This window comes from Acetobacter persici, from assembly GCF_018256955.1.
Taxonomy (GTDB): domain Bacteria; phylum Pseudomonadota; class Alphaproteobacteria; order Acetobacterales; family Acetobacteraceae; genus Acetobacter; species Acetobacter persici.
On sequence record NZ_JAERKU010000001.1, the window covers coordinates 135,113 to 161,233 of the forward strand.

Sequence of the window (26,121 nt, forward strand, 5' to 3'; positions counted from 1 at the left end):
CGCGGCGGATGAGAGCTATAAGCCGCAAGAACGTATAGTGAACAGTCTTTCGGACCGGACATCATCATGCTGACAAACCTTTCCATCAGGGACGTCGTGCTGATTGAAGCACTGGATCTCTCCCTGCATGCCGGTTTTACCGCCCTCACGGGTGAAACGGGGGCGGGTAAATCCATCCTGCTGGACAGCCTTGGGCTTGCTCTGGGGGAACGCGCCAACGCGGGCCTCGTCCGTGCCGGGGCGGAAGAGGCCCGCGTTACCGCCAGTTTCTATATCCCCCAGACACATGCCGCTTACGCTCTGCTGAAAGAACAGGGCATTCCGGCGGAAGCGGGTGAGCCGCTCATGCTGCGCCGCATTGTCTCCCGGGAAGGCCGCTCACGCGCATGGATCAACGATCAGCCGGTAGGCATTACCCTCATGCGCCGGGTGGCGGTGTCTCTGGTGGAAATTCAGGGCCAGCATGAACAGATGGGGCTGGCTGATTCCAGCACGCATCGCGGCCTGCTGGATGCCTATGGTGTCCCGGCTTCTTTGCTCCGCGATGTTTCCGCCACGTTTGATAGCTGGCAGAGCTTGCGGCGGGATCTGGACACGGCCCGGAAAAACCTCCTTGAAGCCGCGCGGGAAGAAGAATGGCTCCGGCATACGGTGGAAGAACTCACCACTCTTAATCCGCAACCGGGGGAAGAGGAACAACTGGCCTTGCAGCGCCACGGCCTGCAACAGTCCGAACGCCGCGGCGAAGCCATTGCGGCCGCCCTTGCGGAACTGACCCCGCGTGACAGACGAAACAGCGGCCCGGCAGCTGCCCTGCGTGGGGCCAGCCGTGCCCTGCAACGCCTGCTCCCTGCCCCCACAGCGGAACAGACAGCCATTGACCCGCTGGAAGCCCGCACAAACGAGGCCCTGAGTGCGCTGGAAAGTGCAGAAAACGCTCTGGCGGAAGCGGAAAACCTCCTCTCCCGTCTGGCGGATGAGTCAGAGGCCAACCCGCGCCTGCTGGAAGACATTGAGGAACGCCTGTTCACGCTACGTGCCGCAGCCCGCAAGCATGACGTAACGGTGGATGATCTTCCTGCCCTGCTGGCGGATCTGTCCGCCCGCCTGACTGCGCTGGAAACAGGAGCCACACAGCTTGATGCGCTGGAGCAGGCCGTTAAAGAGGCCCGCGCGCAGTATGAACAGGCCGCCACCCGCCTTTCTGCCGCGCGGGAAAAAGCCGCGCGCAAGATGGAACAGGCTGTCACCAAAGAACTCAAGCCGATCAAACTGGATAAGGCCCGGTTCTTTGCGCAGATCGAACCGCTCTCACCGGACAACTGGAGCCGGCAGGGGATGGAACAGGTCCTGTTCCTGATTGCCGCCAACCCCGGCCAGCCGCCCGGCCCGCTGGCAAAGGTAGCCTCCGGCGGGGAACTTTCCCGCCTGATGCTGGCCCTCAAACTGGTGCTGGCAGGCCAGTCCGGTATTGGCACACTGGTGTTTGATGAAATTGACGCAGGCGTTGGCGGCGCAACAGCCGCCGCTATTGGGGAACGCCTGCACCGTCTGGCCCGCTCCGTACAGGTTCTGGCCGTTACCCACAGCCCGCAGGTTGCCGCCAGTGCGGATGCCCATTTGCGCATTGGCAAAATTGTGCGTGACGGGCAGACTGCCACCCACGCAGCCCCCCTCAGCCACGCAGAACGACAGGAAGAAATTGCCCGTATGCTGGCCGGGGATGTGATTACCGATGCCGCCCGCGCCGCAGCCGCCAGCCTGCTGAAACATGAGAATGACTGACTTCCCGGATCTTACTGCCCTGACCGCCGCACAGGCCAAAGCCGAACTCACACGGCTTGCAGACCTCATTGGCCGCTACAATACCGCCTATTACGCAGAGGATGCCCCCGAGGTAAGCGATGCGGAGTATGACGCGCTCCGTAAACGCTACGACGCTCTTCTGGCTCTGCACCCGGATGCAGAACCAGCGGACAGTGCCGCACGCGCTGTTGGCACCGCACCAGACAGCGCTTTTGGCAAGCACCGGCATCTGGTGCCCATGCTCTCACTGGATAACGTGTTTGATCAGGCGGAATTTGAAGCCTTTATCAGCCGCGCCACCCGCTTTCTGGGTCTGAGCGAGGCGGACGCTGGCAAGCTTGCGTTTGTAGCCGAACCCAAGATTGACGGACTGTCCATCAGCCTGACCTACGAAAATGGCGTGTTTGTCCGCGGCACAACACGCGGCGACGGGACTGAGGGGGAAGACGTTACCGCCAACCTGCGCACGCTGAAGAATCTGCCGGAACGCCTGCATGGCCCCGTGCCGGAACTGATTGAAATTCGCGGCGAGGTCTTTCTCTCCAAAGAGCATTTTCTGGCGCTTAACGCAGCACAGGAAGAGCTGGGGCGCAAACCGTTTGCCAACCCGCGCAACGCGGCCGCCGGGTCTCTCCGCCAGCTGGATGCGCGGGTTACGGCCCGACGCCCGCTCTCACTGTTTGCGTATGCCATGGGCTTCTGTTCGGAAAAACTGACCCTGAGCCACTGGGATTATCTGGAGCAGCTCAAAACGTGGGGCTTTCCGGTCAATCCGCTGTCCGTGCGTCTGGAAGCCGCCAGTGGCGCGGAAGCGTTTTTTGAGACAGTCAGCCAGAAACGCGCCGCACTCGCTTACGATATTGATGGGGTTGTTTATAAAATCGACAACCTGACCCTTCAGGAGCGGCTGGGCTTTGCCGGGCGTGCGCCCCGCTGGGCGGTTGCGTGGAAATTCCCGGCGGAGCAGGCTGTCACGACCCTGAAAGCCATTGAAATTCAGGTTGGCCGCACCGGCGCGCTGACCCCTGTTGCGCATCTTGAGCCGGTCAATGTGGGCGGTGTTCTGGTTACGCGCGCCACCCTGCATAATGAAGATGAAATAGCCCGCAAGGACGTCCGGCCCGGAGATACCGTACAGATCCAGCGCGCCGGGGATGTAATCCCGCAGATCCTGTGCGTGATCCCTCCCGGCCCGGATGCCCCTCCCCGGCAGGAACCGTTCCGGTTCCCCGACCACTGCCCGGCCTGCGGGGCCCTCGCTGTGCGGCCGGAAGGGGAAGCCGTGCGGCGCTGTACTGGCGGCCTGACCTGCCCGGCCCAGATTGTTGAACGGCTGATCCATTTTGTCTCCCGCACCGCGTTTGATATTGACGGGCTGGGAGAGCGCAGCATCCGCGAATTTTACGATGCCGGGTTCCTGCACACACCGGGCGATATCTTCCGCTTGCAGGACCATGCGGAGGAGATCATGAAGCGGGATGGCTGGGGGGAGCAGTCCGTGCGCAACCTCATGCAGGCCATTGAGGCCCGGCGCACCATCCCCCTCTCCCGCTTTATCTATGCACTGGGTATCCGGCGCGTCGGGGACAGTAATGCCCGCCTGCTGGCCCGGCATTACGGATCGTATGAAAACTGGCTGGAGCAGCTCCGTAAGGCCGCACTGATCGGCTCGGACGAGCGGCTGGAACTCGGGTCCATCACCGGGATTGGCAGTGTGATCGCGGAGGATCTGGTGGCCTTCATGCAGGAAGATCACAATCTCGCAACCCTGGCGGACCTGCGCGCCTCCCTGAACATCACGGATGAAGAGGCCGTGTCCGGCGGGGCTCTGGCAGGTAAGACGGTTGTCTTTACCGGCACCCTGCACACCCTCACCCGGCAGGAAGCCCGCGCCATGGCTGAACGCATGGGGGCAAAAGTGTCTGATTCCGTCTCCAAAAAGACCGATCTGGTCATTCTGGGAGAAAAAGCGGGATCAAAAGCCAAGAAGGCCGAAGACCTTAAAATTGCCACTTTGGATGAGGCCGGCTGGAATGCTTTTTGCGCAGGTGAGGGACCTGATTTTTCTGCCTGATAACACAAAAAGAGTCGTTGCCCGGACCAGAAATCTGCGCCATGCTACCGGGCAGCGAAGGGGTGGAATTCGTCGTCCAGAATAAAAATAAAATTTCGTTCGCAGACCAGCCTGTTTCCTCGTTGTTTTCCCCCTCGTGCGGGCAAATGAGGCCTCTGCGTTCGCAACAATAAAGTGAACGGCAACATGACCAAGTGGATCTACAGTTTCGGCGCAGGCCAGAACGACGGCAACGCCGGAATGCGCAATCTCCTCGGCGGCAAAGGCGCAAACCTGGCCGAAATGTCCAATATCGGCCTGCCAGTGCCGCCCGGATTTACCATCACCACTGAAGTCTGCTCCGCCTTTTACGAAAACGGCCGCAAATATCCGTCTGACCTCAAGGACCAGCTTAACGAAGCGATGGCCCGCGTGGAAAAGGCGATGAACCTGCGTTTTGGCGATGCGGACGCCCCGCTGCTGGTTTCCGTGCGCTCCGGTGCACGCGTCTCCATGCCCGGCATGATGGATACGGTGCTGAACCTCGGCCTGAATGATCAGACGGTTGAAGGACTTGCCCGCTCCTCCGGTGACCCGCGCTTCGCATGGGACAGCTACCGCCGCTTTATCCAGATGTACGGCTCTGTGGTGCTCGGCGTCTCTCATCATCGCTTTGAAGATCTGCTGGAACAGACCAAGCGTGAACTCAGCAAAGATGATGATACCGAGCTGACAGCCGAAGAATGGAAAGTTGTCCTTAAAGGCTACAAGGACATCGTGCTGAATGAAACCGGCACAGCCTTCCCGGAAGACCCGCAGGACCAGCTCTGGGGTGCCATCGGGGCCGTGTTCGGCTCCTGGATGAACCCGCGCGCCAACACCTACCGCAAGCTGCATGATATTCCGGCAAGCTGGGGCACGGCTGTGAACGTACAGTCCATGGTGTTCGGCAATATGGGGCAGGATTGCGCCACCGGCGTCTGCTTCACGCGTGACCCGTCCACGGGTGAAAACGTGTTCTACGGTGAATATCTGATCAACGCGCAGGGTGAAGACGTGGTGGCCGGTATCCGCACACCGCAGCCCATGGCGGCCGAGCGCGCAACGCCTGACCAGAACCCGATGGAAAAGGCCCTGCCGGAAGCCTATCAGGAAATGCTCAAGGTGCGTGACCTGCTGGAACGCCACTACAAGGACATGCAGGACATTGAATTCACCGTGCAGAGCAACACGCTCTACCTGCTCCAGACCCGGTCTGGTAAGCGCACGGCTGCCGCTGCCCTGCGCATCGCCATCGACATGGCGCAGGAAGGGCTGATCACAAAAGAAGAAGCAATCGCCCGCGTCCCGCCTGCGTCTCTTGACCAGCTTCTTCACCCGATTCTGGACCCCAAAGCCGAGCGCAAGCAGCTTGCCCGTGGCCTCCCCGCCTCTCCGGGTGCTGCAACCGGCGTGATTGCGTTCTCTGCGGAAGATGTGGAAGATCGCGCCAGCAAGGGCGAAGACGTCATTCTGGTCCGTATCGAAACCTCTCCGGAAGACGTGCATGGCATGCATGCCGCCCGTGGCGTGCTGACCACCCGTGGCGGCATGACATCTCACGCCGCCGTTGTGGCGCGTGGCATGGGGCGCGTCTGCGTTGCCGGTGCTGGCAGCATCATGGTGGACTACAAAGCCCAGACCATGACCGTGAACGGCCACACGCTGAAAGCAGGTGACTGGCTGACGCTGGATGGTGGCACGGGTGCCGTCTATCTCGGCCGCGTGCCGACCATTCCGCCCACGCTGTCCGGTGACTTCTCCACCCTGATGGGCTGGGCGGACTCCGTGCGTCGCCTTGGCGTCCGCGCCAACGCGGAAACACCGGAAGATGCTGAAACCGCCCGCCGGTTTGGCGCGGAAGGCATTGGCCTGTGCCGCACGGAACATATGTTCTTCGGTCCGGACCGTATTGGCCATATCCGCCAGATGATCATGACGGAAGAAAAAGGCGCGCGCGCCAGAGCCATCGGCGCTCTGCTGCCGTTCCAGCGTGATGATTTTGCGGCTCTGTTCCGCATCATGGCCGGTCTGCCCGTCACTATCCGCCTGCTGGACCCGCCGCTGCACGAGTTCCTTCCGCATGGGGAAACCGAGCTGAAGGAAGTGGCCAAGGCACTGGGTCAGGATGTAGAAGCTCTGCGCGCACGTCGCTCAGCTCTTTCTGAAGCCAACCCGATGCTCGGCCACCGTGGCTGCCGTCTGGGGATCAGCTACCCGGAAATCTACGCCATGCAGGTGCGCGCCATTACGGAAGCCGCCCTCGCCATTTCCAAGGAAACCGGCAAGGCTGTGATCCCGGAAATCATGATCCCGCTGGTTGGCACCAAAGCCGAGCTGGATCTGGTGCGTAAAGCCAGTGAGGCCGTGATTGCGGATGTTCTGAAGGAACAGAACGCCACTCTGGAATACCGCATCGGTACCATGATCGAACTGCCGCGCGCAGCCATCACGGCCGATAAGATTGCGGAAAGTGCTGACTTCTTCTCCTTCGGCACGAACGACCTTACTCAGACCACACTCGGCCTCTCCCGTGATGATGCCGGGTCCTTCCTGCCTGACTATGTGGAAAAAGGCCTGCTGCCGCAGGACCCCTTCATCTCCATTGATCAGGAAGGCGTTGGCGCTCTGGTGCGGATGGGTGTTGAAAAGGGCCGGGCTACCAAACCGGATATCAAGCTGGGCATCTGTGGTGAACATGGCGGGGACCCGCTCTCCATCACGTTCTTCGAATCTGTCGGGCTTGATTACGTCTCCTGCTCCCCCTTCCGTGTGCCTGTTGCACGGCTGGCAAGCGCACAGGCTGCTCTGGCTGCACGCAAAGCGGTAAAAGCCTGAAGAAAAGCGTGGCCGCCCCTGTTTCGGGGCGGCCATGACCCTGAGTGACCAGCCATGCAGCAAAACACCATCACTCTGCATCTTGTTTCTGAAGCCACTGGCCAGACACTAGATGCCGTCGCACGGGCCTGTATTGCCCAGTTCCCCAATACCGATGTCAGACTGCGCCACTGGAATCTGATCCGCTCGCGCCTGCAACTCCGCCGCGTTCTGCGCCATATTGCGCTGGACCGCGGGCCTGTCATGTCATCCCTGACAGACCCGGCTTTGCAGGCCGATATGGAAGCCGGATGTGTGAGCCTACAGGTGCGCCTGCTGGATGTGCTGGATAATGCTGTGACGTTTCTCTCCGAAGAAACAGGTGAGACCGCCACACGTCACCCCGGCGGCCAGTATATCATGGATGAAAACTATTATCAGCGGATTGAGGCCATGCATTACGTGCTGGCTCATGACGATGGACAGGAAACGGATGATCTGAACGAGGCGGACCTCGTTCTGGTCGGGGTTTCCCGCGTGTCCAAAACGCCAACCTGTTTTTATCTTGCCAACCGCGGCATTAAAGCGGCCAACGTCCCGCTTGTAATGGGGATTGAACCGCCCCCTTCCCTGTTCACGTTGAAACGCCCGGTGATCGGGCTGACGATTGACCCACAGACCCTGATTGAAATCCGGCGGACTCGTCTTTCCCAGATGATGCCAAACAGCCGCCATGCCGATCCTTCAGCAGACTACGCCTATATTGACCTTGAAAAAGTGCAGGAAGAACTGCGCTGGGCCCGCCGCCTGTGCCGCCACCACAACTGGCCGGTTATTGACGTGACCCGACGCTCTATTGAGGAAACATCAGCCTCCATTCTGGATCTGATAGCGCCGCAATAAACCCCGCCTCCTGTGCGCAGACGTAAAAAAAGCCCCGGTCAACGGGGCTTTTTTTGTAAGGAAACCAGAAGGCTCAGTCTTCCAGTTCCGAGGCTTCAAGCCGCTGGACGCGAATGGCCTGCCCCTGTGCATTATAATAGATAATGCTGCTGCCACGGCGTTCAGCATAGCCATCGGGCTTGCCATCCTGTGTCCAGAACAGCAGACGGTTGGCGTCAGCCTGCTCCTGCACTTTATCCCCGGCAGGACGGTAGCGGAATTTGCTGAAATCCTTGTGGGCACGCGGCAATGGGGGCTTGGCCGCAAGATGGTGCATATCCGGGCCTTTGTGGCCTTCCTCACCGCCCTCTCCGTCATCATCGTCCGCCAGAGCGGGAGAGACCGTCAGAACAGGCAGAGCAACAGCCCACAGACCAGCAAACAGAACACACCCTTTACGGAACCACTGTGCCATAGCGCGTTGACCTCCCGCGTTCAAACAGCCTTTAACGCCCTGATCTTTGCCCGTTTTTAGCACCGGGCGCAATGCAGGAGGGCTGTTCTCCGCCACTCACAGCACAGGCTTGCAAATCAGTCACCATTTCTGGGTGCGAGCTTCTGAAAAATGGCCTCAAAGGCCGGGTCTGCAAAACGCCCTACTTCCCGGAAAGCGATGGCCTCCTCCACTTCCGGCTCGTGCCGCAGCCGCTGCTCCAGAAGCTTCATGACGCCCGCTGCCGTATTGCCCTCAGCATAGAGCAGGAAAGGCATATCAAACCGCTCATTATAGGATTTATTGAGGGACCGAAACTGCGCGAATTCTTCCGGTGAGAGTTGGTCCAGCCCGGCGGGAGCCGTCGTGCCTGACATAATCCGCTCCCGCGGGGAGGCCACGGCCAGCAGAGTTTCCAGCCCCGGGTAAGCCCGCAGGACCCGCAGACGGGCTTCCTGCGGTGCGCCACGCACCATAGCCATCAGGGTGCTTTTCAGCGCGGAGATATCCGCAAAAGGCCGACATTCATAAGCCTCTTCCGCAGCCCAGGGTGCTTCCCTGAAAACAGCCCCGAATGTCGCTATAAACTCAGAACGCTTCATGGCGTTAATCGCGCGCGTTACGGACTCGTCCATACAGATATCTCTCCGTTTCAGCCCTGTTCCGGCAGGTCTGGCCTGTTCATTTCCACTCATGTGGCACGCATCCATCCTCCATCAGGCGGCCTTGAGGATGCGAGAGCGGAACAAAACAGACAACGCCTGCCAGCACCTATCGTTCATGCATCATGCGCACAGCCAGCCCCTTGCCCACAAGGCTTTGTTTTTTCACCCGCAAGGACCTTGTCGGTCCTCCGGGCGGGCCTTTATCATGCGCGTCATGACGGAAACACTGACCGGGCCGTTCACGCTGGAACGGGATATCAAAAAAAGCCGGTTTGTGGCCCGTGCCGCGCCCGTGCAGAGCAGTGAGGAAGCCGACGCCTTTATTGCCGCTATTATGGCCGCAGAGCCGGATGCCACGCACCATTGCTGGGCATGGCAAGTGGGGCCGCACTGCCGCTGCCATGATGCCGGAGAACCCTCCGGCACAGCCGGACGCCCTATTTTACAAATGATTACCGCGCAGAAGCTGGACCTCGTCGCCATCGTTGTCACCCGCTGGTTTGGCGGGATCAAGCTCGGCGCGGGCGGGCTGGTGCGCGCCTATGGCGGCACAGCGGCGGAGTGCTTGCGGGAAGCCCCGAAGGAAGAACTGATTGAGCGCATCCGGCTCAGTTTCCACTGTCCGTTTTCACTGCTGGCTCTCATGCAGGCAAGACTGCAGGAGTGGACAGGAATAGAAAGCGCACCGCCGGAGTTTGACAGCACGGGAGCCCTGATTGTGCTGAGCCTGCCCGTTGAACAGCAGGAGAGCATCACACATCGCATTCAGGATTTAACCAGCGGGCAAGCCACTGTCAGCGTGGTGGAGGACTAGAAGCGCCGCTTGCACAATTTTCCGCACAGGCAGGCTTCAAACCCTCCGGTCACGTCAGCGCGGTGTAACCCAGCCGTTCCCGGTTGCATCACCCATCTGGCCGGAACCATACGGGCCGCTGCTTTCATAGGCAGAGCCATAACGGGACAGATCAGAGCCGGTCACGGCATCACGATGCACTTTTGCCAGATGGTCCGGGTCCGCACCGTGGTTGAATTCCATGGACGGCGCATCCTGATAGCCCGGCGGGAGGCTACGGTGACCATGCACAGTCTTCTTTTCAGCCGATTTCTGGCCGGACTGGGAAGAGGCATCATCCCCGAAGGAAATATTGTCATCAGGCGTCAGAGCCGGGTCAGCGTAGGCAGCGGACAGACCCGTAGCCAGACTGAACCCAAGACAAAGCCCAGTGAGCAGAAGTAAAGACGGTTTACGCAGCTGCGCCATTGCGCGTCACCCCGCGAAAAAAAATGAACCCTAACCTGCACTCAGAGATCTGGCGCGGGCGACAAGCAGCCAGTATCGCACCAACCCACGAAAAAATCCAATCAGCTTTCATCACGAAACAGTCCGCCGATCCTGTGGGCCGCCCCGCTGGCTATCCTGCTGGAAACAGAGGGAAACCGAGAACCCCACGCCCCTTTGCGGTAGCCATACCCCAGCAACACGGGGGCCATTCCTCATGCGCAATGCGTATTGCAGTCATTAAAGAACAGCACCATTTAACCCTAACAAAATTTGCGTATTGCGGCGGTTTTAGACATAAAGTCACGCCCTCACGCTCACTGAACGTGTAAGGGCCTTTCTTTTTCCATCCGGCCTTCCCTTTTATTCAAGAATGAACAGACAGGATCGACCTATGAGTGCCTCGCTCAACCAGCCCCACCCGACGTCTAAAGCCTGGATGCCGGATAGCTGGCGGTCGTTTCCGGTCCGGCAGATGCCCACCTATCCGGATCAGGAGACTCTTAAAGCGGTTGAAGGCCGCCTGAGTTCCTACCCGCCGCTGGTTTTTGCCGGTGAAGTGCGCCGCCTGCGCGCACAGCTTGCCAAAGCCGCCAAAGGGGAAGCCTTTGTTCTGCAGGGCGGTGCCTGCGCGGAAAGCTTTGGGGAATTCAAAGCCGACGTTGTGCGCGACACATTCCGTGTCCTGCTGCAAATGGCGGTTGTGCTGACCTTTGGCGCAAAAGTGCCGGTGATCAAACTGGGCCGTATGGCCGGGCAGTTCGCCAAGCCACGGTCTTCCGATACGGAAACGCAGGGCGATGTGACGCTTCCGTCCTACCGCGGCGATATCATCAACGGGCCGGAATTCACGGAAGAAGCCCGCATCCCGGACCCGCAGCGGATGGAAACCGGCTATTTCCAGTCCACTGGTATCCAGAACCTGCTGCGCGCCTTCTCCCGCGGGGGCTATGCCAACCTGCATGAAGTGCATCGCTGGAATCTGGGCTTTGTGGAACGCTCACCACTGGCCGACCGTTACCGCGTGATGGCCGAACGGATTGGCGAGACGCTCTCCTTCATGCAGGCCTGCGGGATTGACGCCGCCTCCGCCCCGCAGGTGGATGAGACAGAGTTCTATACCTCTCATGAGGCCCTGCTGCTGCCGTATGAGCAGGCTCTGACCCGCATCGATTCCACATCTGGCGAATGGTATGACTGCTCTGCGCATTTTGTGTGGATCGGGGACCGCACCCGCCAGCCGGACGGCGCGCATGTGGAGTTCCTGCGCGGTGTGCGCAACCCCATCGGCATCAAGGTGGGCCCCACGACCTCTATCGAGGATCTGGAGCAGCTTCTGGAAATCCTGAATCCGCAGGATGAAGCCGGGCGCATTACCCTTATCTCCCGCATGGGAGCGGAAAAGCTGGGCAACCACCTTCCGCAGCTGATGCGGGCCGTCAAAGGCACAGGCCGTACCGTGACCTGGCTGACAGACCCGATGCACGGCAACACCATCTCCACCTCTCACAAGGTGAAGACGCGCTCCTTTGATGCCATCATGAAAGAAATCAAAGGCTTCTTTGATGTCAGCAAAGCCGAGGGCGTCCATGCAGGCGGCGTGCATCTGGAAATGACAGGCCAGAACGTGACGGAATGCGTCGGTGGCGCCAACTGCCTGACGGAAGATGATCTGGGCAGCCGGTACGAAACCTTCTGTGACCCGCGCCTGAATGCGGAACAGTCTCTGGAAATCGCGTTCCTGCTGGCTGAGGAACTGACGGGCAAACGCTGAGCGCTGCCTGACGGGTCTCTTCATCACAGAACCGGGGGGTGTCTTTACCGCACCCTCCGGAAAGACCATGATCCGTGCACCTAAAACCGGAACGGAGCGCTGAGAGCATGACGCATTCCCCCAAAGGCACGGATGCGCCCGGCCTGACGAACGCCTACACATCGGCCCCGCTGGCTGACGCTACCATTCATGCGCGGACGGATTCCTACTTCAATCGCACGCGGGAAATTGTCTCCCATTTTGGCGATGCGCAGGTGACGTATGCCTTCTTCATCCGTCGTCCGGTTATTTCCGCACCGGGGCTGATGCTGGAATGGCTGAAAAACGTCATGGCCGAACGCAAAAGCCCCTATTCGGTTGATCTGGTTCACCCCGAAGGGGACTGGGTCGGCGCGGGTGAACCGCTGATGTACATCACCGGCTCCTTCACCCATCTGGCGGATCTGGAAACGCTGCTGCTGCAAAAGCTCGGTAGCCCTTGTGTGGCGGCGCACCGCGCCTATCAGATTGCCATCTCCCTGCCCCAGACGCGGTTTCTGGCGATGGATGCCCGCCACTGTGCGGGGTTTGAAATGCAGGAGCTGATGGCCTACGCCGCCTCTGTTGGCGGGCGTACCGCACAGCGCGACGGCGCTATCGGTTTTGTTGGCACCGCGAATGATGCCGTAGCCCCCTTTTTCGGCACGCAGGATGGCGCGGGCACCATGCCGCATGCGCTCATTGGCTATGCAGGCTCAACCGTGCGGGCTGCCGAAATGTTCCATGAGATGTATCCAGAGGCGACACTGGTCGTGCTGGTGGATTATTTCGGGCAGGAAATTACGGATGCTCTGGCCGTTTGCCGCCGCTTTCCGCACCTTGCGGCGGAAGGCCGGCTGGCCGTGCGGCTGGACACACACGGCGGCCGCTTTCTCGAAGGGCTGAACCCGCAACTCTCTTACGCCGTGCTGGACCGGCACGCACCGGAGTCGTTACGCCGCTACCGCTCGGATTCAGAACTGCGCTATCTGATTGGCACTGGCGTTTCCGCCGCTGCGGTCTGGCGGATGCGGGATGCGCTGAATGAGGCCGGTTTCCCGCAGGTGAAAATTATCGCCTCTTCCGGTTTTGGCGTCACCAAATGCGCCTGTATGGCCGATGCCCGTGCGCCGATTGACATTGTTGGCACCGGGTCTTTTATCCCGGACCGATGGAACGAAACATACGCCACAGCCGATATTGTCTCCTACAACGGCGTGGAACGCGTAAAAATCGGGCGTGAGTTTCTGCTCCCGTCCGCACAGAAGACACAGAAAGGCAAAGAGGCATGACGGAAACCTCCCCTCCCGAGGATAAAACCTGGCGCGTGCGCATTATGGATCTGTCCGGCGGTGCGGAAGATAATATTTCTGAAGAAGTCGGCGGGTTTCATGACCTTGCCCATGCCAACGCCTTTGCCCGCACCTATGTGCGGGACAGTGTGGAACGCTGCCGCATGCCCGGCTCCTCCGCTAAGGACGTGCTGACGGCATGGATGAGCTTTGGGGAAGATGCGCTGGTGATCGACGCAGGCGAAAGTGGCTGGCACTCCGCGAATGAACTGGATGATTTTGCCGCCACCCGCGCCACCCCCATGGAACGGGACTGGCGCGCTCTGGACCCCCGCCGTCTGGTGGAAGATGAGGATGCGGACGAGGACCTGCCCGGTGCCACGGATGAGCCGGAAGAGCCCTCCTTTCACTAATCCTGTCTTCCACTCCGGCGGAGGCTGGTATTTCCCCTCTGCCCACGGCATAGAGACCCTATGAAGCTTCGTTTTGCGCCCAGCCCCACCGGCATGCTGCATGTTGGCAATGCCCGTCTTGCTCTTGCCAATGCCCTGTTTGCCCAACGCAACGGCGGCAGCTTTCAGTTGCGTATTGATGATACGGATACAGAACGCTCCCGCGAGAGCCATGTGGAAGCCATCCAGACTGATCTGACATGGATGAGCATTACGTGGGACGAAACCTTCCGCCAGACTGACCGGCTGGACCGCTACGCGCAGGCCATCAAAAAGCTGAAGGCCTCTGGCCGCCTCTACCCCTGTTTTGAAAGCGAGTATGAACTCGCGTCCAAGCGGGAAACCCAGATCCGCCAGCGCCGCGCCCCGGTGTATGACCGCGCCATGCTCAAGCTGACCCCCGAGCAGCGGGCCTCTGCGGAAGCAAACGGGAAAGTCCCTTACTGGCGGTTTAAACTCTCGGATACCGTCGTCCACTGGCGTGATCTGGTGATGGGGGACTGTCAGGTCAAACTCCCCTCCGTGTCCGACCCTGTTCTGGTCCGCACCGATGGCACCGTGCTCTACACACTGGCCTCCGTGGTGGATGATCTGGAAACAGGCGTGACCCACATTATCCGGGGTGAAGATCACGTGACCAACACGGGTGTTCAGCTTGATATTGCGGAAGCACTGGGCGCGCGCCCGGACCATTTCCGGTTTGCGCATCTGCCGCTGCTGCTGGATGAAAACGGTGGCAAGCTGTCCAAACGCTTTGATGCGCTCTCCCTGCGCACCCTGCGGCAGGACGGGATTGAGGCCGAAGCCCTGATTTCCTATCTGGCGCGTCTTGGCAGCTCGGATGATCCGGTTCTGCTGCCGTTTGCCGAACAGGCCGCAGTCTATGATATTTCCCACATCTCGCGCTCTGCCGCGCGGTTTGACACCCATCAGATGCTCGGGCTGAACCACAAACTGCTGGGCCAGTTGCCATTTGAGGCGGTGAAAGACCGCCTGCCGGAAGGCGCAACCGAGACTTTCTGGCTGGCCGTACGCGGTAATCTCGACCTGCTTTCTGAAGCCCGGCTGTGGCACACCGTGACGGATGGCACGCTGATCCCGCCGGTGCAGGAGGAGGAGCAGGATTTTCTGAAACAGGCCGCTGATCTGCTGCCTGCGGAACCGTGGGACACCACGACATGGAAGATCTGGACAACCGCCCTGCGTGAGCAGACAGGCCGCTCCGGCAAAGCGCTGTTCCATCCGCTCCGCCTCGCACTGACGGGTGAGGAACAGGGGCCAGAACTCAGAGACCTGCTGCCTTTGATTGGCCGTACCCGTGCCCTGTCCCGTCTGGTGCCCGGCAAGGCCTGAACCCCTTACCCCCTAAAGCAGGAGAGAGTGTGCGTCATGATATCCGGCTCCCCCTCTCTCCCGCACACAACCCCGCACCACAGGACAGGCCTGACACCCAGCCCCGCTGATGCGCTGCTGATTATTGATGTGCAGAATGATTTCCTGCCCGGCGGCGCTCTCGCCGTACCGGACGGAGACGCCATTCTGCCGGTTATCCGGCAACTGACCTATCTCCCCTTTGGTCTGATTATAACCTCGCAGGACTGGCACCCCGCACAGCATGTCTCTTTTAAAACAGCGACACCGGCAGGCCCCTGGCCGCCCCACTGCGTGGCCGGGACGCACGGTGCCGCACTGGCGGCAGATCTGACGTTACCCGCAGATACACTGGCGGTTTTCAAGGGCACGCAAACGGATCAGGACAGTTATTCGGCGTTTGGCGGGGCAGATGCACAGGATGTGTCTCTGGCGGCACTGTTGCAGCGCCACGGCATAAACCGCATTTTTCTCTGCGGACTGGCGCTTGATTACTGCGTGCAGGCCTCCGCACTGGACGCGTGCAAGGCTGGTTTAGAAACTGTTGTGCTGACAGATGCCTGCCGGGGCATTGCGCATGATCTCACGCCTGCTCTTACCGCCCTGCAGACCGCAGGCGTAATACTCTGCACATCGCAGGATCTTGCACCCGATATCCGCAACTAGAAACGCTTCCGGTCCCGCAAAAGGCTTCCGGTTGGGGCATACAGCACTGAAGATTACTCCGTTTCCAGTTTTCTGGCCGTGACAGCCCCCGGAACATCAGGCACTCTTTTCGTCAGTTGTGATCAGAACAGTGTTCGATAGTCCGGAAACCGCATGTTACCGCCTTTATCCCGCCGCTCTTTTGGTCTTGGCCTGACCGGTCTGCTTGCCCTCCCGCGCAGTGCGGGGGCCTCAACGCCCATCATGACATCAGATGTGCCGCCGCCCACGCTGGAAGTCCTGAAATGGGCACCCGCAACACGCGCCGCCCTGCAAACCGTTATGGACGCACACGGCCATTATGCGGAAGGATATGACCCAAACCAGCGGCCCTACGCCGTGTTTGACTGGGACGAAACCGCAATTGTCGGCAATGTACAGGAAACGCTGTTCCACTTCATGCTGGAGCATTTCAGCTTTCTGCTCCCTGCCGAGCAGTTCCGGCATCTGCTGCATGTTGGCGGCTCTGAGCACCCCCTACCCGCGCAGTTTAAGAATCTTGCTGGTCGGCCCATTATTTTTTCCGAGCTGATACAGGATATTCTTGAAGATTACCGCGCCCTCGCCGCGCATTACGGGCATATGCCGCACCCGCTCCCGCGTGAGGAACTGGCGGATGATCCCGCGTTGCAGGCCTTCCGTGCCCGTATGACGCTTTATCATCAGGCCCTGCGCGCCATGCATGGGGAGGAAGCTGCCCAGCGTGGCCTGATCCGCCTGCTGGCAGGGCAGACCGTGCAGGATGTTGTGGCTCTGACCCGCGCTGCGAATGAAAGCGCCCTCGGCCAGTCCATAGAGCGCGTGACATGGAAAAGCCCGGCCACCCGCCCCGGCAGAACCGGCCCCCTAAGCGTCACCCTCACGCAGGCGCTGCGCCTGACGCCGGAAATGGCTGACCTGTTCCAGATTTTGCAGGAACAGGGGATAGACCCGGTTATCTGCACATCCTCACTGGAAGAAAGCGTCGCTATTTTCGCAACCTCTGCGGAATATGGCTATAATTTACGCCGTGAGCATATTTTTGGCGCACGGCTCAGCCAGCACAAAAGCGTCTATGCCGCAACGGAAGAAGCCAATTACCCATTCCCGTTCGGGGTTGGGAAAACCGCTATCATCCACACCCATATGGCCCACCGCAAACAGCCGCCACTGATCATTTTTGCAGGCGAGGACAGTTCCGGCCATCTGCTTTCCGCCTTCCCGCAGACCCCGCTCTGCTGCCTGATCAACCGCAAACAGACAGCGGATATGCAGCCTTTTCTGCAAGACGCCGTCAAACAACGGGGCACATCCTCCCCGCGCTTTGTCCTGCAAGGGCGTGATGAAAATACCGGCGAGTGGCGACCCGACGAAGCCAGTATTTTTCTCGGCGAGACCAGCCCGACACTCCCGTAAGGCTCGCGTTTGAAAATCCATCCGTTGCCTAAACAGCTTTTCCAGTCTGTCGGCCCGAAATTTTTTCAAACAGTCTTAGCAAGCGTGATCCCGCGCCATAGAAAAAGGGCCTGCCGGAACAAACCGGCAGACCCTTTTTTAAAGACACCCAGAGACTGGCTGGCTTTTTAGTTCTTGGTTTTGTCAACCAGACGGGATTTTGCAATCCACGGCATCATGCCACGCAGTTTTGCGCCAACCGCTTCAATCTGGTGCGCATCATTACGGGCGCGCGTTGCCTTGAAGCCGACATTGCCGGACTGGTTTTCCAGAATGAAGTTACGGACAAACGTGCCGTTCTGGATATCCGTCAGAATGCCTTTCATTGCCTTCTTGGTTTCCGGCGTAATCACGCGCGGGCCGGACACATATTCACCATACTCAGCCGTGTTGGAGATGGAGTAGTTCATGTTGGCGATACCGCCTTCATAAATCAGGTCCACAATCAGCTTCGTTTCGTGCAGGCACTCAAAATATGCCATTTCCGGAGCGTAACCGCCTTCAACCAGCGTTTCAAAGCCAGCGCGGATCAGTTCGACCAGACCACCACACAGAACAGCCTGTTCACCAAACAGATCGGTTTCAACTTCTTCCTTGAAGCTGGTTTCGATCACGCCTGCACGGCCACCGCCGATGGCAGAAGCGTAGGACAGCGCGATATCCAGAGCGGAACCGGATTTGTCCTGCGCGATTGCCACGAGGCAGGGCACGCCACCACCACGCTGATATTCAGAACGCACCGTGTGGCCGGGGCCTTTCGGGGCGATCAGGAACACGTCCAGATCCGGGCGGGCTTCAATAATACGGAAATGGATTGCCAGACCGTGTGCAAAAGCCAGAGCAGCACCCTGCTTCAGGTTCTTTTCCAGAGAGTCTTTATAAAGAGCGCCCTGCCCTTCATCCGGCGTCAGCACCATCACAACGTCAGCCCATGCGGCGGCTTTGTCCGGCGTCATAACCGTAAAGCCAGCCTGCTGTGCCTTTTCAATCGCGGAAGAGCCTTCACGCAGGCCGATCACGATTTCCTTAACGCCGCTGTCCTTCATGTTGTTGGCGTGGGCGTGGCCCTGGCTGCCATAGCCAATAACAGCAACTTTTTTGGATTTGATCAGATTCACGTCGGAATCGCGGTCGTAATACACACGCATTGTCATATTGCTTTCTTCCTTATTCTGTCAGAGCGCGCACGCTCTGCTCTTTCACCTTCAGAGGGACTGAATCGTCTGGGGTCCACGGCAGATTGCAGCGACTCCGGTACGGGAGACCTCAACCAGCCCAAGCGGACGCATCAGCTCGATGAAACTGTCAAGTTTGTCGGTGGAGCCTGTCAGTTCAAACACGAACGACGTCGCGGTTGTGTCCACCGCCCGCGCGCGGAACGCCTGCGCAATGCGCAGCGCCTCGGTGCGGGGTTCGCCGGAGGAGACGACTTTGATCATTGCCATCTCACGCGCCACATGCGGGCCTTCCGCCGTCAGATCCACCACGCGGGAGACCGGCACCAGACGCGCCACCTGCGCCTTGATCTGGCGGATATCAGCCAGACTGCCAGTCGTGACGATATTGACGCGGGACTGCACGCCATGTTCATCCACCGGAGCCACAGTCAGGCTCTGGATATTATAGCCACGGCCGGAAAACAGGCCGACAATGCGGGCCAGCGCCCCGCTTTCATTATCGACCAGAAGAGAGATGACCGCAGAGCCGGGAGCTTCCTGCTGCATTGAAAAACTTCCTGAAAACACGCCAGAACACGCCGTGTGCCTCACACGGCAGAGGAGAAAGGTGGGACGATCAGACGAGCATCATGCCCTCACGCGTGACTTTCGCGTCGCGTCCTTCCTGTTCCGGGCCAAGGATCATTTCATTATGGGCTGCACCTGAGGGAATCATCGGGAAGCAGTTTTCCCCTTCCGTCACGCACAGATCCACCACCACCGGGCCATCATGCTCAAGGGCGGCACGAATGGTATCATCCAGTTCCTCCATGCGCGTTGCCCGCAGGCCTTTTGCGTGGAAGCTTTCCGCCAGTTTTACAAAATCCGGCAGGGCGTCACTATAGCTTTCGGAATAGCGGGAGCCGTGCAGCAGTTCCTGCCACTGGCGCACCATGCCCATATAGTGGTTGTTGATAATGAACAGCTTAACAGGCAGGCGATACTGCGCGATGGTGCCCAGTTCCTGAATATTCATCAGGGTGGAGGCCTCACCGGCAATATCCAGCACCAGTGCGTCCGGGTGCGCAATCTGCGCGCCCACGGCGGCAGGCAGGCCATAGCCCATGGTGCCCAGACCACCAGACGTCAGCCAGCGGTTCGGCTCATCAAACCGGAAATACTGCGCCGCCCACATCTGATGCTGCCCGACTTCCGTTGAGACATACGTATCCCGGCCCGTTTCACGCGCCAGTTCATAAATCCGGCGGATGGCCTGCTGCGGTTTGATAACGGCGTCCGGCGCCTGATCCTGCGAGAAGCGCAGGCAGTTGAGCGCACGCCACGCCTCAATCTGCTCCCACCAGGCCGCGAGATCAGCCTGATGCGCATAAGCGGGTTCTTTTTCCCACTCTTCGATCATCATTTCGATAATGCGCCCGGCATCACCCACAATCGGCTGATCAACAGGAATGATCTTGTTGATCTGGGAGGCATCAATATCCGCATGGATCTTGAAAGAGTCAGGGGAGAACGCATCCACCCGGCCCGTCACGCGGTCATCAAACCGGCTGCCCAGCGCAATGAGAACATCACAGCCGTGGGTTGCCAGATTGGCCTCATACATGCCGTGCATGCCCAGCATGCCCAGATACTGCTTATCATTCCCCGGATAAGCCCCAAAGCCCATCAGCGTGCAGGTAATGGGGAAGCCCGTCAGCCTGACCAGCCTGCGCAGATTTTCACACGCTTCCGGGCCAGCATTGATCACACCGCCCCCGGTGTAGAACAGCGGACGACGCGCCTTTTTCATGGCGGCAACCGCACGTTTTACGGCCTCACGGTCCGGCTCTGCCGTGCCTTTGGCAACGCGCATCTGGGTCTGGCTGGCGGCAACATAAGGGGCATCGCCCACCGTGATATTTTTCGGCAGGTCAATCAGCACCGGTCCGGGGCGGCCGGAGCGGGCAATGGTAAAGGCCTCATGCACTGCCGGAGCAAGATCTTCCGGGCGGCGCACCAGATAATTGTATTTGGTCACTGGGCGGGTAATGCCCGTGGTGTCCGCTTCCTGAAACGCATCATTGCCAATCAGGGAGGACGGCACCTGCCCGGACAGGCAGACCAGCGGAATGGAATCCATCAGCGCATCCAGCAGGCCGGTTACCGCATTGGTCGCGCCGGGGCCGCTGGTGACCAGTACTACGCCCACTTTACCAGTAGAGCGGGCGTAGGCTTCCGCTGCATGCACAGCCGCCTGCTCATGCCGGACGAGCACATGGCGGATGCGGTTCTGCTTAAACAGGGCATCATAAATCGGCAGCACAGCACCGCCGGGATAGCCGAAAATAACCTCCACACCCTGCTCATCTAGCGCGCGCATAAGCACTTCCGCGCCCGGAAGGGTCTGCGGTTTCTGTGCATCGGGTGCTGAGGAGGCGGTCTGCGGTGTCATCTTATCCTGTTCTCCCGTGGAAGGGGGTGGGCCGCATCTTTAGGGAACCTGCGCACCAGCGTCAATCCCGGAAAGAATAAAAGAAATAATTTCATGCCATTTTCTTTCCGAAAATTTCTCAAAATCCGGCATGCACATATCAAGATCATATGTGAGACCGGATTGTGTCAGGGCGTGATGCGCAAACCACGTTGCCTGACGCCGCGTATAACGGCCAGTTGCAAGGGTCGCGAGGCGGATTGCCTCCTCTTCCGGGATCTCGCCGCGCAGCATGGCCGCAAGTTCCGGCACACCGTGCGCCCGCATGGCAGGCAGAGCTGGGTCCAGTTTTTGTAATAACAAAGCGCGCACCTCGTCCACCGCGCCCTGCTGCATCATAGCCTCAAACCGCAAAGCGATTCTGGCGCGCAGGTCTGGCCGGGGCGGCAGCAGGCGCAACGCCACAAACCGGCACGGCGCAGGCGGCAGCCCCGGCTGAGCCTGCCACCACGCCAGACTGCGGCCCGTGCCGCGCCACACCTCCCACGCGCGGGAGACACGTTGCGCATCAACCGGTTGCAGGCGCGCCGCCATATCGGGGTCGACCTCGGCCAGTCTGGCATGCACGGCGGGCGCACCTTCTTCCGCCACCAGCCTGCGGGCCTCCGTCCGTGCGGCTTCCCCACAGTCCGGAATTTCCGCCAGACCATCTGTCAGGGCACGCAGATACATGCCCGTCCCGCCGCACAGAATAGGCAGGCGGCCAGCAGCCCATGCCTCCTGCATGGCGGCCAGCGCCTGCGTACGCCACCAGGCCACACTTCCTTTTTCCGCCGCGGGCAGCACGCCATAAAGCCGGTGCGGCACGCTCTGCTCGTCGTCGGCACCCGGGCGCGCTGTCAGCACATGCAGGTCCCGGTAGACCTGCATGGAATCCGCATTGATAATTGTGCCACCCAATTCCCGCCCCACGGCAAGCGCCAGAGCAGATTTACCCGAGCAGGTCGGGCCGGCAATAATCAGGGCTGGAGGGATCAGGGCTGCGGGTTGGGTTGTCTGGTCTTCCGCTTGCTTCATGCAGGCATTCCTGTCACACACCGATCTGAAATGATGAGCTTTGTTCTGACACTTGTCGCACAACGCGACGCCACCACCCTTGATAACGCCACCATCGCCCTTGCGCGCGATACACTGGATGGCGCACGGGACGTCACCCTTCTCTCACCGGAAGAAGCGGTGGATATCCCCTGCCCCGCCACAGCAGCGGAGCGTCTGCCTGCCCTGCATGCTGCGCTGGAAGGCCGGGCGATTGATGCGGTCCTGACACATCAGGCCAGCCGACGCAAACGCCTGCTGGTTTCTGACATGGACAGCACCATCGTCGCGAATGAAACGCTGGATGATCTGGCGGCTCACGCAGGCATTGGCGAAAAAATTGCCGCTATTACCACCCGCTCCATGAATGGTGAGCTGGATTTTGCCACGGCTCTGCGGGAACGGGTGGCTTTGCTCAAGGGCTTCCCCTCCGCTCTGCTGGAAAAAGCATGGAACGATGTCACGCTGAATGAGGGCGCAAAAACCCTCGTGCAGACCATGCATGCCCACGGGGCCCATACGGCCCTTGTGTCCGGCGGATTCACCTTCTTCACGGCCCGCGTAGCCAGCCTGTGCGGATTTGATGAAGACCACGCCAATACGCTGATGCTCGATGATGCACAGGGCGTTCTGACCGGCGAGACCGGCCACCCGGTTCTGGGGCCGGACACCAAGCTGGCCCTGCTGGAGCGTCTGGCGGCCGAGCGCGATATTCCCGTCGCGGAAACACTGGCCATCGGGGATGGCGCGAATGACCTGCCGATGCTGAAAAAAGCCGGGCTGGGGCTGGCCTTCCACGCCAAGCCGGTCGTGCGCAAAGCCATTGCAGCCCAGATCAACCAGACGTCTCTCAGGACAGCCCTGTTCGCACAAGGCTACCCGGCATCGGCTTTTTCAGGCACATAACGCAAAGACCAGCGCCCGAAGGGAGAAAACCACACCATGCAGCTTGACCCGCGTGATTTTTCTTCCTTCCCCATTGTCCGCATCATTCTGGTGATTATCGGCTGCGCCCTGATGGCCTACTGCGTTCAGTATTATCTGGTACTGCCGCCGGACTCGCCGGAGCATGTCATGCGGCATGTGGCCGCCCTGATTGTCGGCACGCTCATTCTGCTTGGAACAATCTGGGTTTAAAAAGGGCGGGCTGCCCCGCCCTGACCTCAGGACTTCTTCACAAATTCAGATTTCAGGTTCATGGCGCCGATCCCGGGGATCTTGCAGGCAATATCATGCCCGTCCCCGCCATCTGTCAGGCGGATGCCTTTTACTTTCGTGCCGCCTTTGACCACCAGAGACGATCCTTTGACTTTCAGATCCTTGATCACGGTCACAGTATCCCCATCTGCCAGCACATTGCCGTTCGCATCCCGGATTTCTGCAACGCCGTCCGCACCGTCCGCGTCTGCGGCCTGATCCTGCTGGCTCCATTCATGCCCGCACTCCGGGCAGATCCACAATGCGCCATCCTGATACGCATAGGCGGAACTGCATTTGGGGCACTTAACATTACTATCCATAATCAACCTCGTTGTTATGGTCCTGTCCTAAAGCACGGATAACGCGCGGCTCCTACCCCTCCGCCTGCCGGGCAGACAACACCGGCAACAAAAAGAGCGGCAGCTTTCAGACTTTATTTACTGCGTATCAGACGTCCGGCCCGTCCACAGCCAGAGGACAAGCGGCGGGATAAAGAAATACAGCGCAACAGCAACAATCAGCAGCCGCAGCTCAAACATCAGGTCTGTATGCAGCACACCCCGACAAAAAATATTGGCAAGCCCCAGCATAAAGGCCACGCAGACAAAACCACCCAGATTGGCCAGAAAGGACCGTCCGGCATTAATCTGCACAAGGGTTCTGAACACCACGCCACCGGGTTGCTGCTTGTTCATGGCTTTTCCTCTGGTTCTGCTTTGCCTGTTTCACTTACGCGCCTGCGGGCGGGAAGTCACTGACCGATCTGCGAAACACAGCCCCTAGAATCCCAGCCGACGGTGCATCTCCGCGACAAGCTCCGGCGTATCATCCAGCGGAGCCGCAACCCACGGCGTCAGTCTCTGCGCCGGGCTCTCTGGCTCCAGCATACGGATACGCCCGGCGGCTTCCAGCCCTTGCAGAAAGCGGGTAATGCGCCGGGACCGGCCCGGCAGAGGGAAAATGAATACGCTGGCTGACCCGGCCACCGCTTCGGACACCATGGAGACGCTATCCATCGTCACCACAAGCGTATCCGCACAGGCTACCAGCCCCTGATACGGGTTATCGCCCTCCCCGTTCCAGACCGTGCCTCCGGCTCCTTCAACCAGTTCAGTCAGCACCCGCAGAGCCTCCGGGTCCGTCCGGCGGGAGGGGGTAACAATCAGGCTGCCGCCCTGCGCCGTTACGGCCCCCGCCAGCAGTGTGCCCAGCCGGTGCGCTTCCGGCACACCAAATGTAAAACGCCCGTTGGAACCACCGACCAGCCCGGCAATGAGCGGGCGCGGCAGAGCCGCAAACCGGGGTGCCCAGTGCGCACGAGCCTGTGCCAGCACCTCCGGCGTCAGACCGTGCAGGGCTGTACGCCCGAGCAGAACATTGGGGCCGGTAATCTCGTCATGCTCACAGGCCACAATCAGATCAAACCGGTCCAGAGACTGGCGCGGGTTCTGCACCTGCACCACAGGCCGACGCCCCGGTGCGCGCAAAGCCGCACCGACTGCCCCCCCTTTACCACCAATGCTGATCACCACATCCGCCTGCGCCAGATCAGCCATGCCCGCCAGCCGCGTACCGGAAGCCGTGCGAAGGAAAGGCCGGGCCAGAACCTGCGGTCCGGCCAGCATCAGCCGCGCCAGACGGGACGGGCTGACCGCCTGAAAACGGCTCTCCCACCCGGCACGGCCTGCCAGCCCGAGCGCCTGAGAGCGCATGCCTGCAAAATCTTCCCCCACCACCAGAGCAGAGACAGGGTTTGAACCCGGCACCTTTCCGGCATATACGTCTTCAGCCATCAGGCTCCCCTGCTTTTTTCTCGTTTCACACCCGGTCAGGACGGATACCACACAGCATGTCCAACAGCTTTGAGGCAATGGGCCTTCTGCCGTCTTTGTGCACATGGGCCGCACAGGCTGGCATGGAAGAGCCAACGCCCATCCAGCAGGCCGCCATTCCAGCAGCCCTCGCCGGGAAAGATATTCTGGCCATTGCCCCTACGGGCACGGGCAAAACGGCGGCCTATGCCCTGCCCATGCTGCAACAGCTTCTGGAAAGCAAACGCGCGCAGGACGTGCTGGTTATGGTCCCGACGCGGGAACTGGCCTTGCAGACGGCCCGTGTTTTCAGAACCTGTCTGGGCCTGAAGGCCGACAACTCCCGCCAGAAAGCCGGCAGCATTGCCGTTATCCCGCTCTATGGCGGTGCGGACCGCGCGCATCAGGCCGAGCGCCTGCTGCATGATGGCCCGCGTGTGCTGATTGCCACCCCCGGACGCCTGCTGGATTTTGCCGATGGCGGAGAAATTCTGCTCGCCTCCTGCACCCGCGTCGTGATGGATGAAGGGGACCGCCTGTTCTCCCCTGAATTTTTTGAGGAAAGTGCGGCCATTGTCAGCCTTCTGCCGCCTGTCCGGCAGACACTGTTCTTTTCCGCCACCCTGCCGGATGCCCTGAAGCAGACCGTGCAGCAGCTTCTGCGGCGGCCCGAAGAGATCCGGATTACCCGGTCGGCTGAAAAACGCGGGCCGATCCGTCAGGGCGCAGTCTTTGTGGAACCCGCGCAGAAAACCGGCTTCCTGCGGCAGTTTTTTATGCGTGACCGCACAAACCGCGCCATTGTCTTTGTCAAAACCAAAGCGGAAGCTGATCTTCTGGCGGCCACCCTCAAAAAAGCCCGTATTCAGGCAGCTCCTCTGCATGCCGATCTGTCTCAGGCGCAGCGCAACGCAACCGTCGCCAGCTATGCCGAAGGCAAGCTTATGGTGCTGGTGGCAACCGATATTGCGGCACGCGGGCTGGACCTTCCTGCCGTTAAAACCGTGGTGAATTATGACCCGCCGGATCAGCCGGAAGCGTATCTGCACCGTATTGGCCGCACAGGCCGCGCTGGCCAGACCGGCTCTGCCCTGACACTCTGCGCGGCGGCGGAACGCAAAAAGCTCCGGCAGATTGAACTCGGGGCCTCGGTGCGCCTGCGTATTCTCTCACAGGATCAGGCTTTGCCGGACGCTACTGGAAAGGACGCCACCGGAAAGGGCGCCTCTGGGCAGGACGCCGCCAGCCGCCCACCACGCAGCGGAAAACCTGCCCCCCGCCGCCCATCTGCCTCTTGAACACGGCCCCAAAAGAGTGGACCATAGCGCCATGATCTGCACAGAGAAC

At 60.1% G+C, this 26,121-nt stretch carries 24 protein-coding genes; 14 read left to right on the forward strand and 10 right to left on the reverse strand.

Features of this window, described 5'->3' with window-relative positions; translation table 11 throughout:
• Positions 1-66 precede the first annotated feature (66 nt).
• From recN to JK199_RS00635, 4 genes are all read left to right on the forward strand, one after another.
• The gene (recN, locus tag JK199_RS00620) at positions 67-1,785 is read left to right on the forward strand and encodes a DNA repair protein RecN (protein ID WP_212373021.1); all 1,719 of its coding nucleotides are present in this window, start codon (positions 67-69) and stop codon (positions 1,783-1,785) included.
• Positions 1,778-3,880 carry an NAD-dependent DNA ligase LigA gene (gene ligA, locus JK199_RS00625; RefSeq protein WP_212373023.1) on the forward strand — a complete coding sequence of 701 codons (2,103 nt, stop codon included), beginning with the start codon at positions 1,778-1,780 and terminating at the stop codon, positions 3,878-3,880. Before recN ends, ligA begins: the two co-directional genes overlap by 8 nt.
• A 186-nt stretch (positions 3,881-4,066) precedes the next feature.
• Positions 4,067-6,736 carry a pyruvate, phosphate dikinase gene (ppdK, locus tag JK199_RS00630; RefSeq protein WP_212373025.1) on the forward strand — a complete coding sequence of 890 codons (2,670 nt, stop codon included), beginning with the start codon at positions 4,067-4,069 and terminating at the stop codon, positions 6,734-6,736.
• A 54-nt stretch (positions 6,737-6,790) separates the two neighbouring features.
• Complete coding sequence (locus JK199_RS00635) at positions 6,791-7,618, forward strand: pyruvate, water dikinase regulatory protein (protein ID WP_025828358.1); 828 nt, start codon at positions 6,791-6,793, stop codon at positions 7,616-7,618.
• 73 nt (positions 7,619-7,691) lie between these two features.
• Here JK199_RS00635 and JK199_RS00640 read toward each other — a convergent pair whose 3' ends face one another.
• Complete coding sequence (locus tag JK199_RS00640; RefSeq protein ID WP_025828355.1) at positions 7,692-8,072, reverse strand: hypothetical protein; 381 nt, start codon at positions 8,070-8,072, stop codon at positions 7,692-7,694.
• A 116-nt stretch (positions 8,073-8,188) separates the two neighbouring features.
• Complete coding sequence (uraD, locus tag JK199_RS00645; protein ID WP_212373027.1) at positions 8,189-8,785, reverse strand: 2-oxo-4-hydroxy-4-carboxy-5-ureidoimidazoline decarboxylase; 597 nt, start codon at positions 8,783-8,785, stop codon at positions 8,189-8,191.
• A gap of 184 nt (positions 8,786-8,969) precedes the next feature.
• On the opposite strand from uraD, the gene JK199_RS00650 reads away from it, so the two are divergent.
• Complete coding sequence (locus tag JK199_RS00650; protein ID WP_212373554.1) at positions 8,970-9,569, forward strand: IMPACT family protein; 600 nt, start codon at positions 8,970-8,972, stop codon at positions 9,567-9,569.
• A 54-nt stretch (positions 9,570-9,623) separates the two neighbouring features.
• On the opposite strand, the gene JK199_RS00655 is transcribed toward JK199_RS00650, so the two are convergent.
• Positions 9,624-10,016: a hypothetical protein gene (locus tag JK199_RS00655; RefSeq protein ID WP_025828350.1), complete on the reverse strand. Its 393-nt coding sequence runs from the start codon at positions 10,014-10,016 to the stop codon at positions 9,624-9,626.
• 412 nt (positions 10,017-10,428) lie between these two features.
• On the opposite strand from JK199_RS00655, the gene JK199_RS00660 reads away from it, so the two are divergent.
• The 6 genes from JK199_RS00660 (at position 10,429) to JK199_RS00685 (ending at position 17,041) form a co-directional block, all read left to right on the forward strand.
• Positions 10,429-11,808, forward strand: coding sequence for a class II 3-deoxy-7-phosphoheptulonate synthase (locus JK199_RS00660; RefSeq protein ID WP_212373029.1), 1,380 nt, complete (start codon positions 10,429-10,431; stop codon positions 11,806-11,808).
• A 107-nt stretch (positions 11,809-11,915) separates the two neighbouring features.
• On the forward strand, positions 11,916-13,118 hold the full coding sequence (locus JK199_RS00665) for a nicotinate phosphoribosyltransferase (RefSeq protein ID WP_244984786.1): 1,203 nt from the start codon (positions 11,916-11,918) through the stop codon (positions 13,116-13,118).
• Positions 13,115-13,531 (forward strand): hypothetical protein, encoded by a 417-nt coding sequence (locus JK199_RS00670; RefSeq protein WP_025828346.1) that lies wholly within the window; start codon positions 13,115-13,117, stop codon positions 13,529-13,531. Before JK199_RS00665 ends, JK199_RS00670 begins: the two co-directional genes overlap by 4 nt.
• Before the next feature lie 60 nt (positions 13,532-13,591).
• Positions 13,592-14,923, forward strand: coding sequence for a glutamate--tRNA ligase (gltX, locus tag JK199_RS00675; protein ID WP_212373031.1), 1,332 nt, complete (start codon positions 13,592-13,594; stop codon positions 14,921-14,923).
• Positions 14,924-14,959: 36 nt separating this feature from the next.
• On the forward strand, positions 14,960-15,607 hold the full coding sequence (locus JK199_RS00680) for a nicotinamidase (protein WP_212373033.1): 648 nt from the start codon (positions 14,960-14,962) through the stop codon (positions 15,605-15,607).
• Positions 15,608-15,760: 153 nt separating this feature from the next.
• Entirely contained in the window at positions 15,761-17,041 is a 1,281-nt protein-coding gene (locus tag JK199_RS00685; protein ID WP_212373035.1) for a lipoprotein pyruvate-formate lyase, read from the forward strand.
• Positions 17,042-17,208: 167 nt separating this feature from the next.
• Here JK199_RS00685 and ilvC read toward each other — a convergent pair whose 3' ends face one another.
• From ilvC to miaA, 4 genes are all read right to left on the reverse strand, one after another.
• Positions 17,209-18,228, reverse strand: a complete 1,020-nt coding sequence (gene ilvC, locus JK199_RS00690) for a ketol-acid reductoisomerase (protein ID WP_077931821.1) — start codon at positions 18,226-18,228, stop codon at positions 17,209-17,211.
• Between the two features lie 57 nt (positions 18,229-18,285).
• Complete coding sequence (gene ilvN / locus JK199_RS00695) at positions 18,286-18,804, reverse strand: acetolactate synthase small subunit (protein WP_025828340.1); 519 nt, start codon at positions 18,802-18,804, stop codon at positions 18,286-18,288.
• A 70-nt stretch (positions 18,805-18,874) separates the two neighbouring features.
• The gene (ilvB, locus tag JK199_RS00700; RefSeq protein ID WP_212354129.1) at positions 18,875-20,689 is read right to left on the reverse strand and encodes a biosynthetic-type acetolactate synthase large subunit; all 1,815 of its coding nucleotides are present in this window, start codon (positions 20,687-20,689) and stop codon (positions 18,875-18,877) included.
• 39 nt (positions 20,690-20,728) lie between these two features.
• Positions 20,729-21,745 (reverse strand): tRNA (adenosine(37)-N6)-dimethylallyltransferase MiaA, encoded by a 1,017-nt coding sequence (gene miaA / locus JK199_RS00705; protein WP_212373037.1) that lies wholly within the window; start codon positions 21,743-21,745, stop codon positions 20,729-20,731.
• Positions 21,746-21,775: 30 nt separating this feature from the next.
• Here miaA and serB point away from each other — a divergent pair, with 30 nt between their 5' ends.
• Positions 21,776-22,669 carry a phosphoserine phosphatase SerB gene (serB, locus tag JK199_RS00710; protein ID WP_212360947.1) on the forward strand — a complete coding sequence of 298 codons (894 nt, stop codon included), beginning with the start codon at positions 21,776-21,778 and terminating at the stop codon, positions 22,667-22,669.
• A gap of 36 nt (positions 22,670-22,705) precedes the next feature.
• Positions 22,706-22,900 (forward strand): hypothetical protein, encoded by a 195-nt coding sequence (locus JK199_RS00715; protein ID WP_077931294.1) that lies wholly within the window; start codon positions 22,706-22,708, stop codon positions 22,898-22,900.
• Positions 22,901-22,926: 26 nt separating this feature from the next.
• Here the strand turns inward: JK199_RS00715 and JK199_RS00720 are convergent, their stop codons facing one another.
• The 3 genes from JK199_RS00720 to JK199_RS00730 all read right to left on the reverse strand — a co-directional run bounded on the left by JK199_RS00720 (position 22,927) and on the right by JK199_RS00730 (position 24,756).
• Positions 22,927-23,283, reverse strand: a complete 357-nt coding sequence (locus JK199_RS00720; RefSeq protein WP_025829554.1) for a zinc ribbon domain-containing protein YjdM — start codon at positions 23,281-23,283, stop codon at positions 22,927-22,929.
• Between the two features lie 117 nt (positions 23,284-23,400).
• Positions 23,401-23,658, reverse strand: a complete 258-nt coding sequence (locus tag JK199_RS00725; protein WP_208864089.1) for a hypothetical protein — start codon at positions 23,656-23,658, stop codon at positions 23,401-23,403.
• A gap of 84 nt (positions 23,659-23,742) precedes the next feature.
• The gene (locus JK199_RS00730) at positions 23,743-24,756 is read right to left on the reverse strand and encodes a mitochondrial fission ELM1 family protein (protein ID WP_212373039.1); all 1,014 of its coding nucleotides are present in this window, start codon (positions 24,754-24,756) and stop codon (positions 23,743-23,745) included.
• 56 nt (positions 24,757-24,812) lie between these two features.
• Between JK199_RS00730 and JK199_RS00735 the strand changes: the two genes are divergently transcribed.
• Positions 24,813-26,072 carry a DEAD/DEAH box helicase gene (locus tag JK199_RS00735; RefSeq protein ID WP_212373041.1) on the forward strand — a complete coding sequence of 420 codons (1,260 nt, stop codon included), beginning with the start codon at positions 24,813-24,815 and terminating at the stop codon, positions 26,070-26,072.
• Positions 26,073-26,121 lie beyond the last annotated feature (49 nt).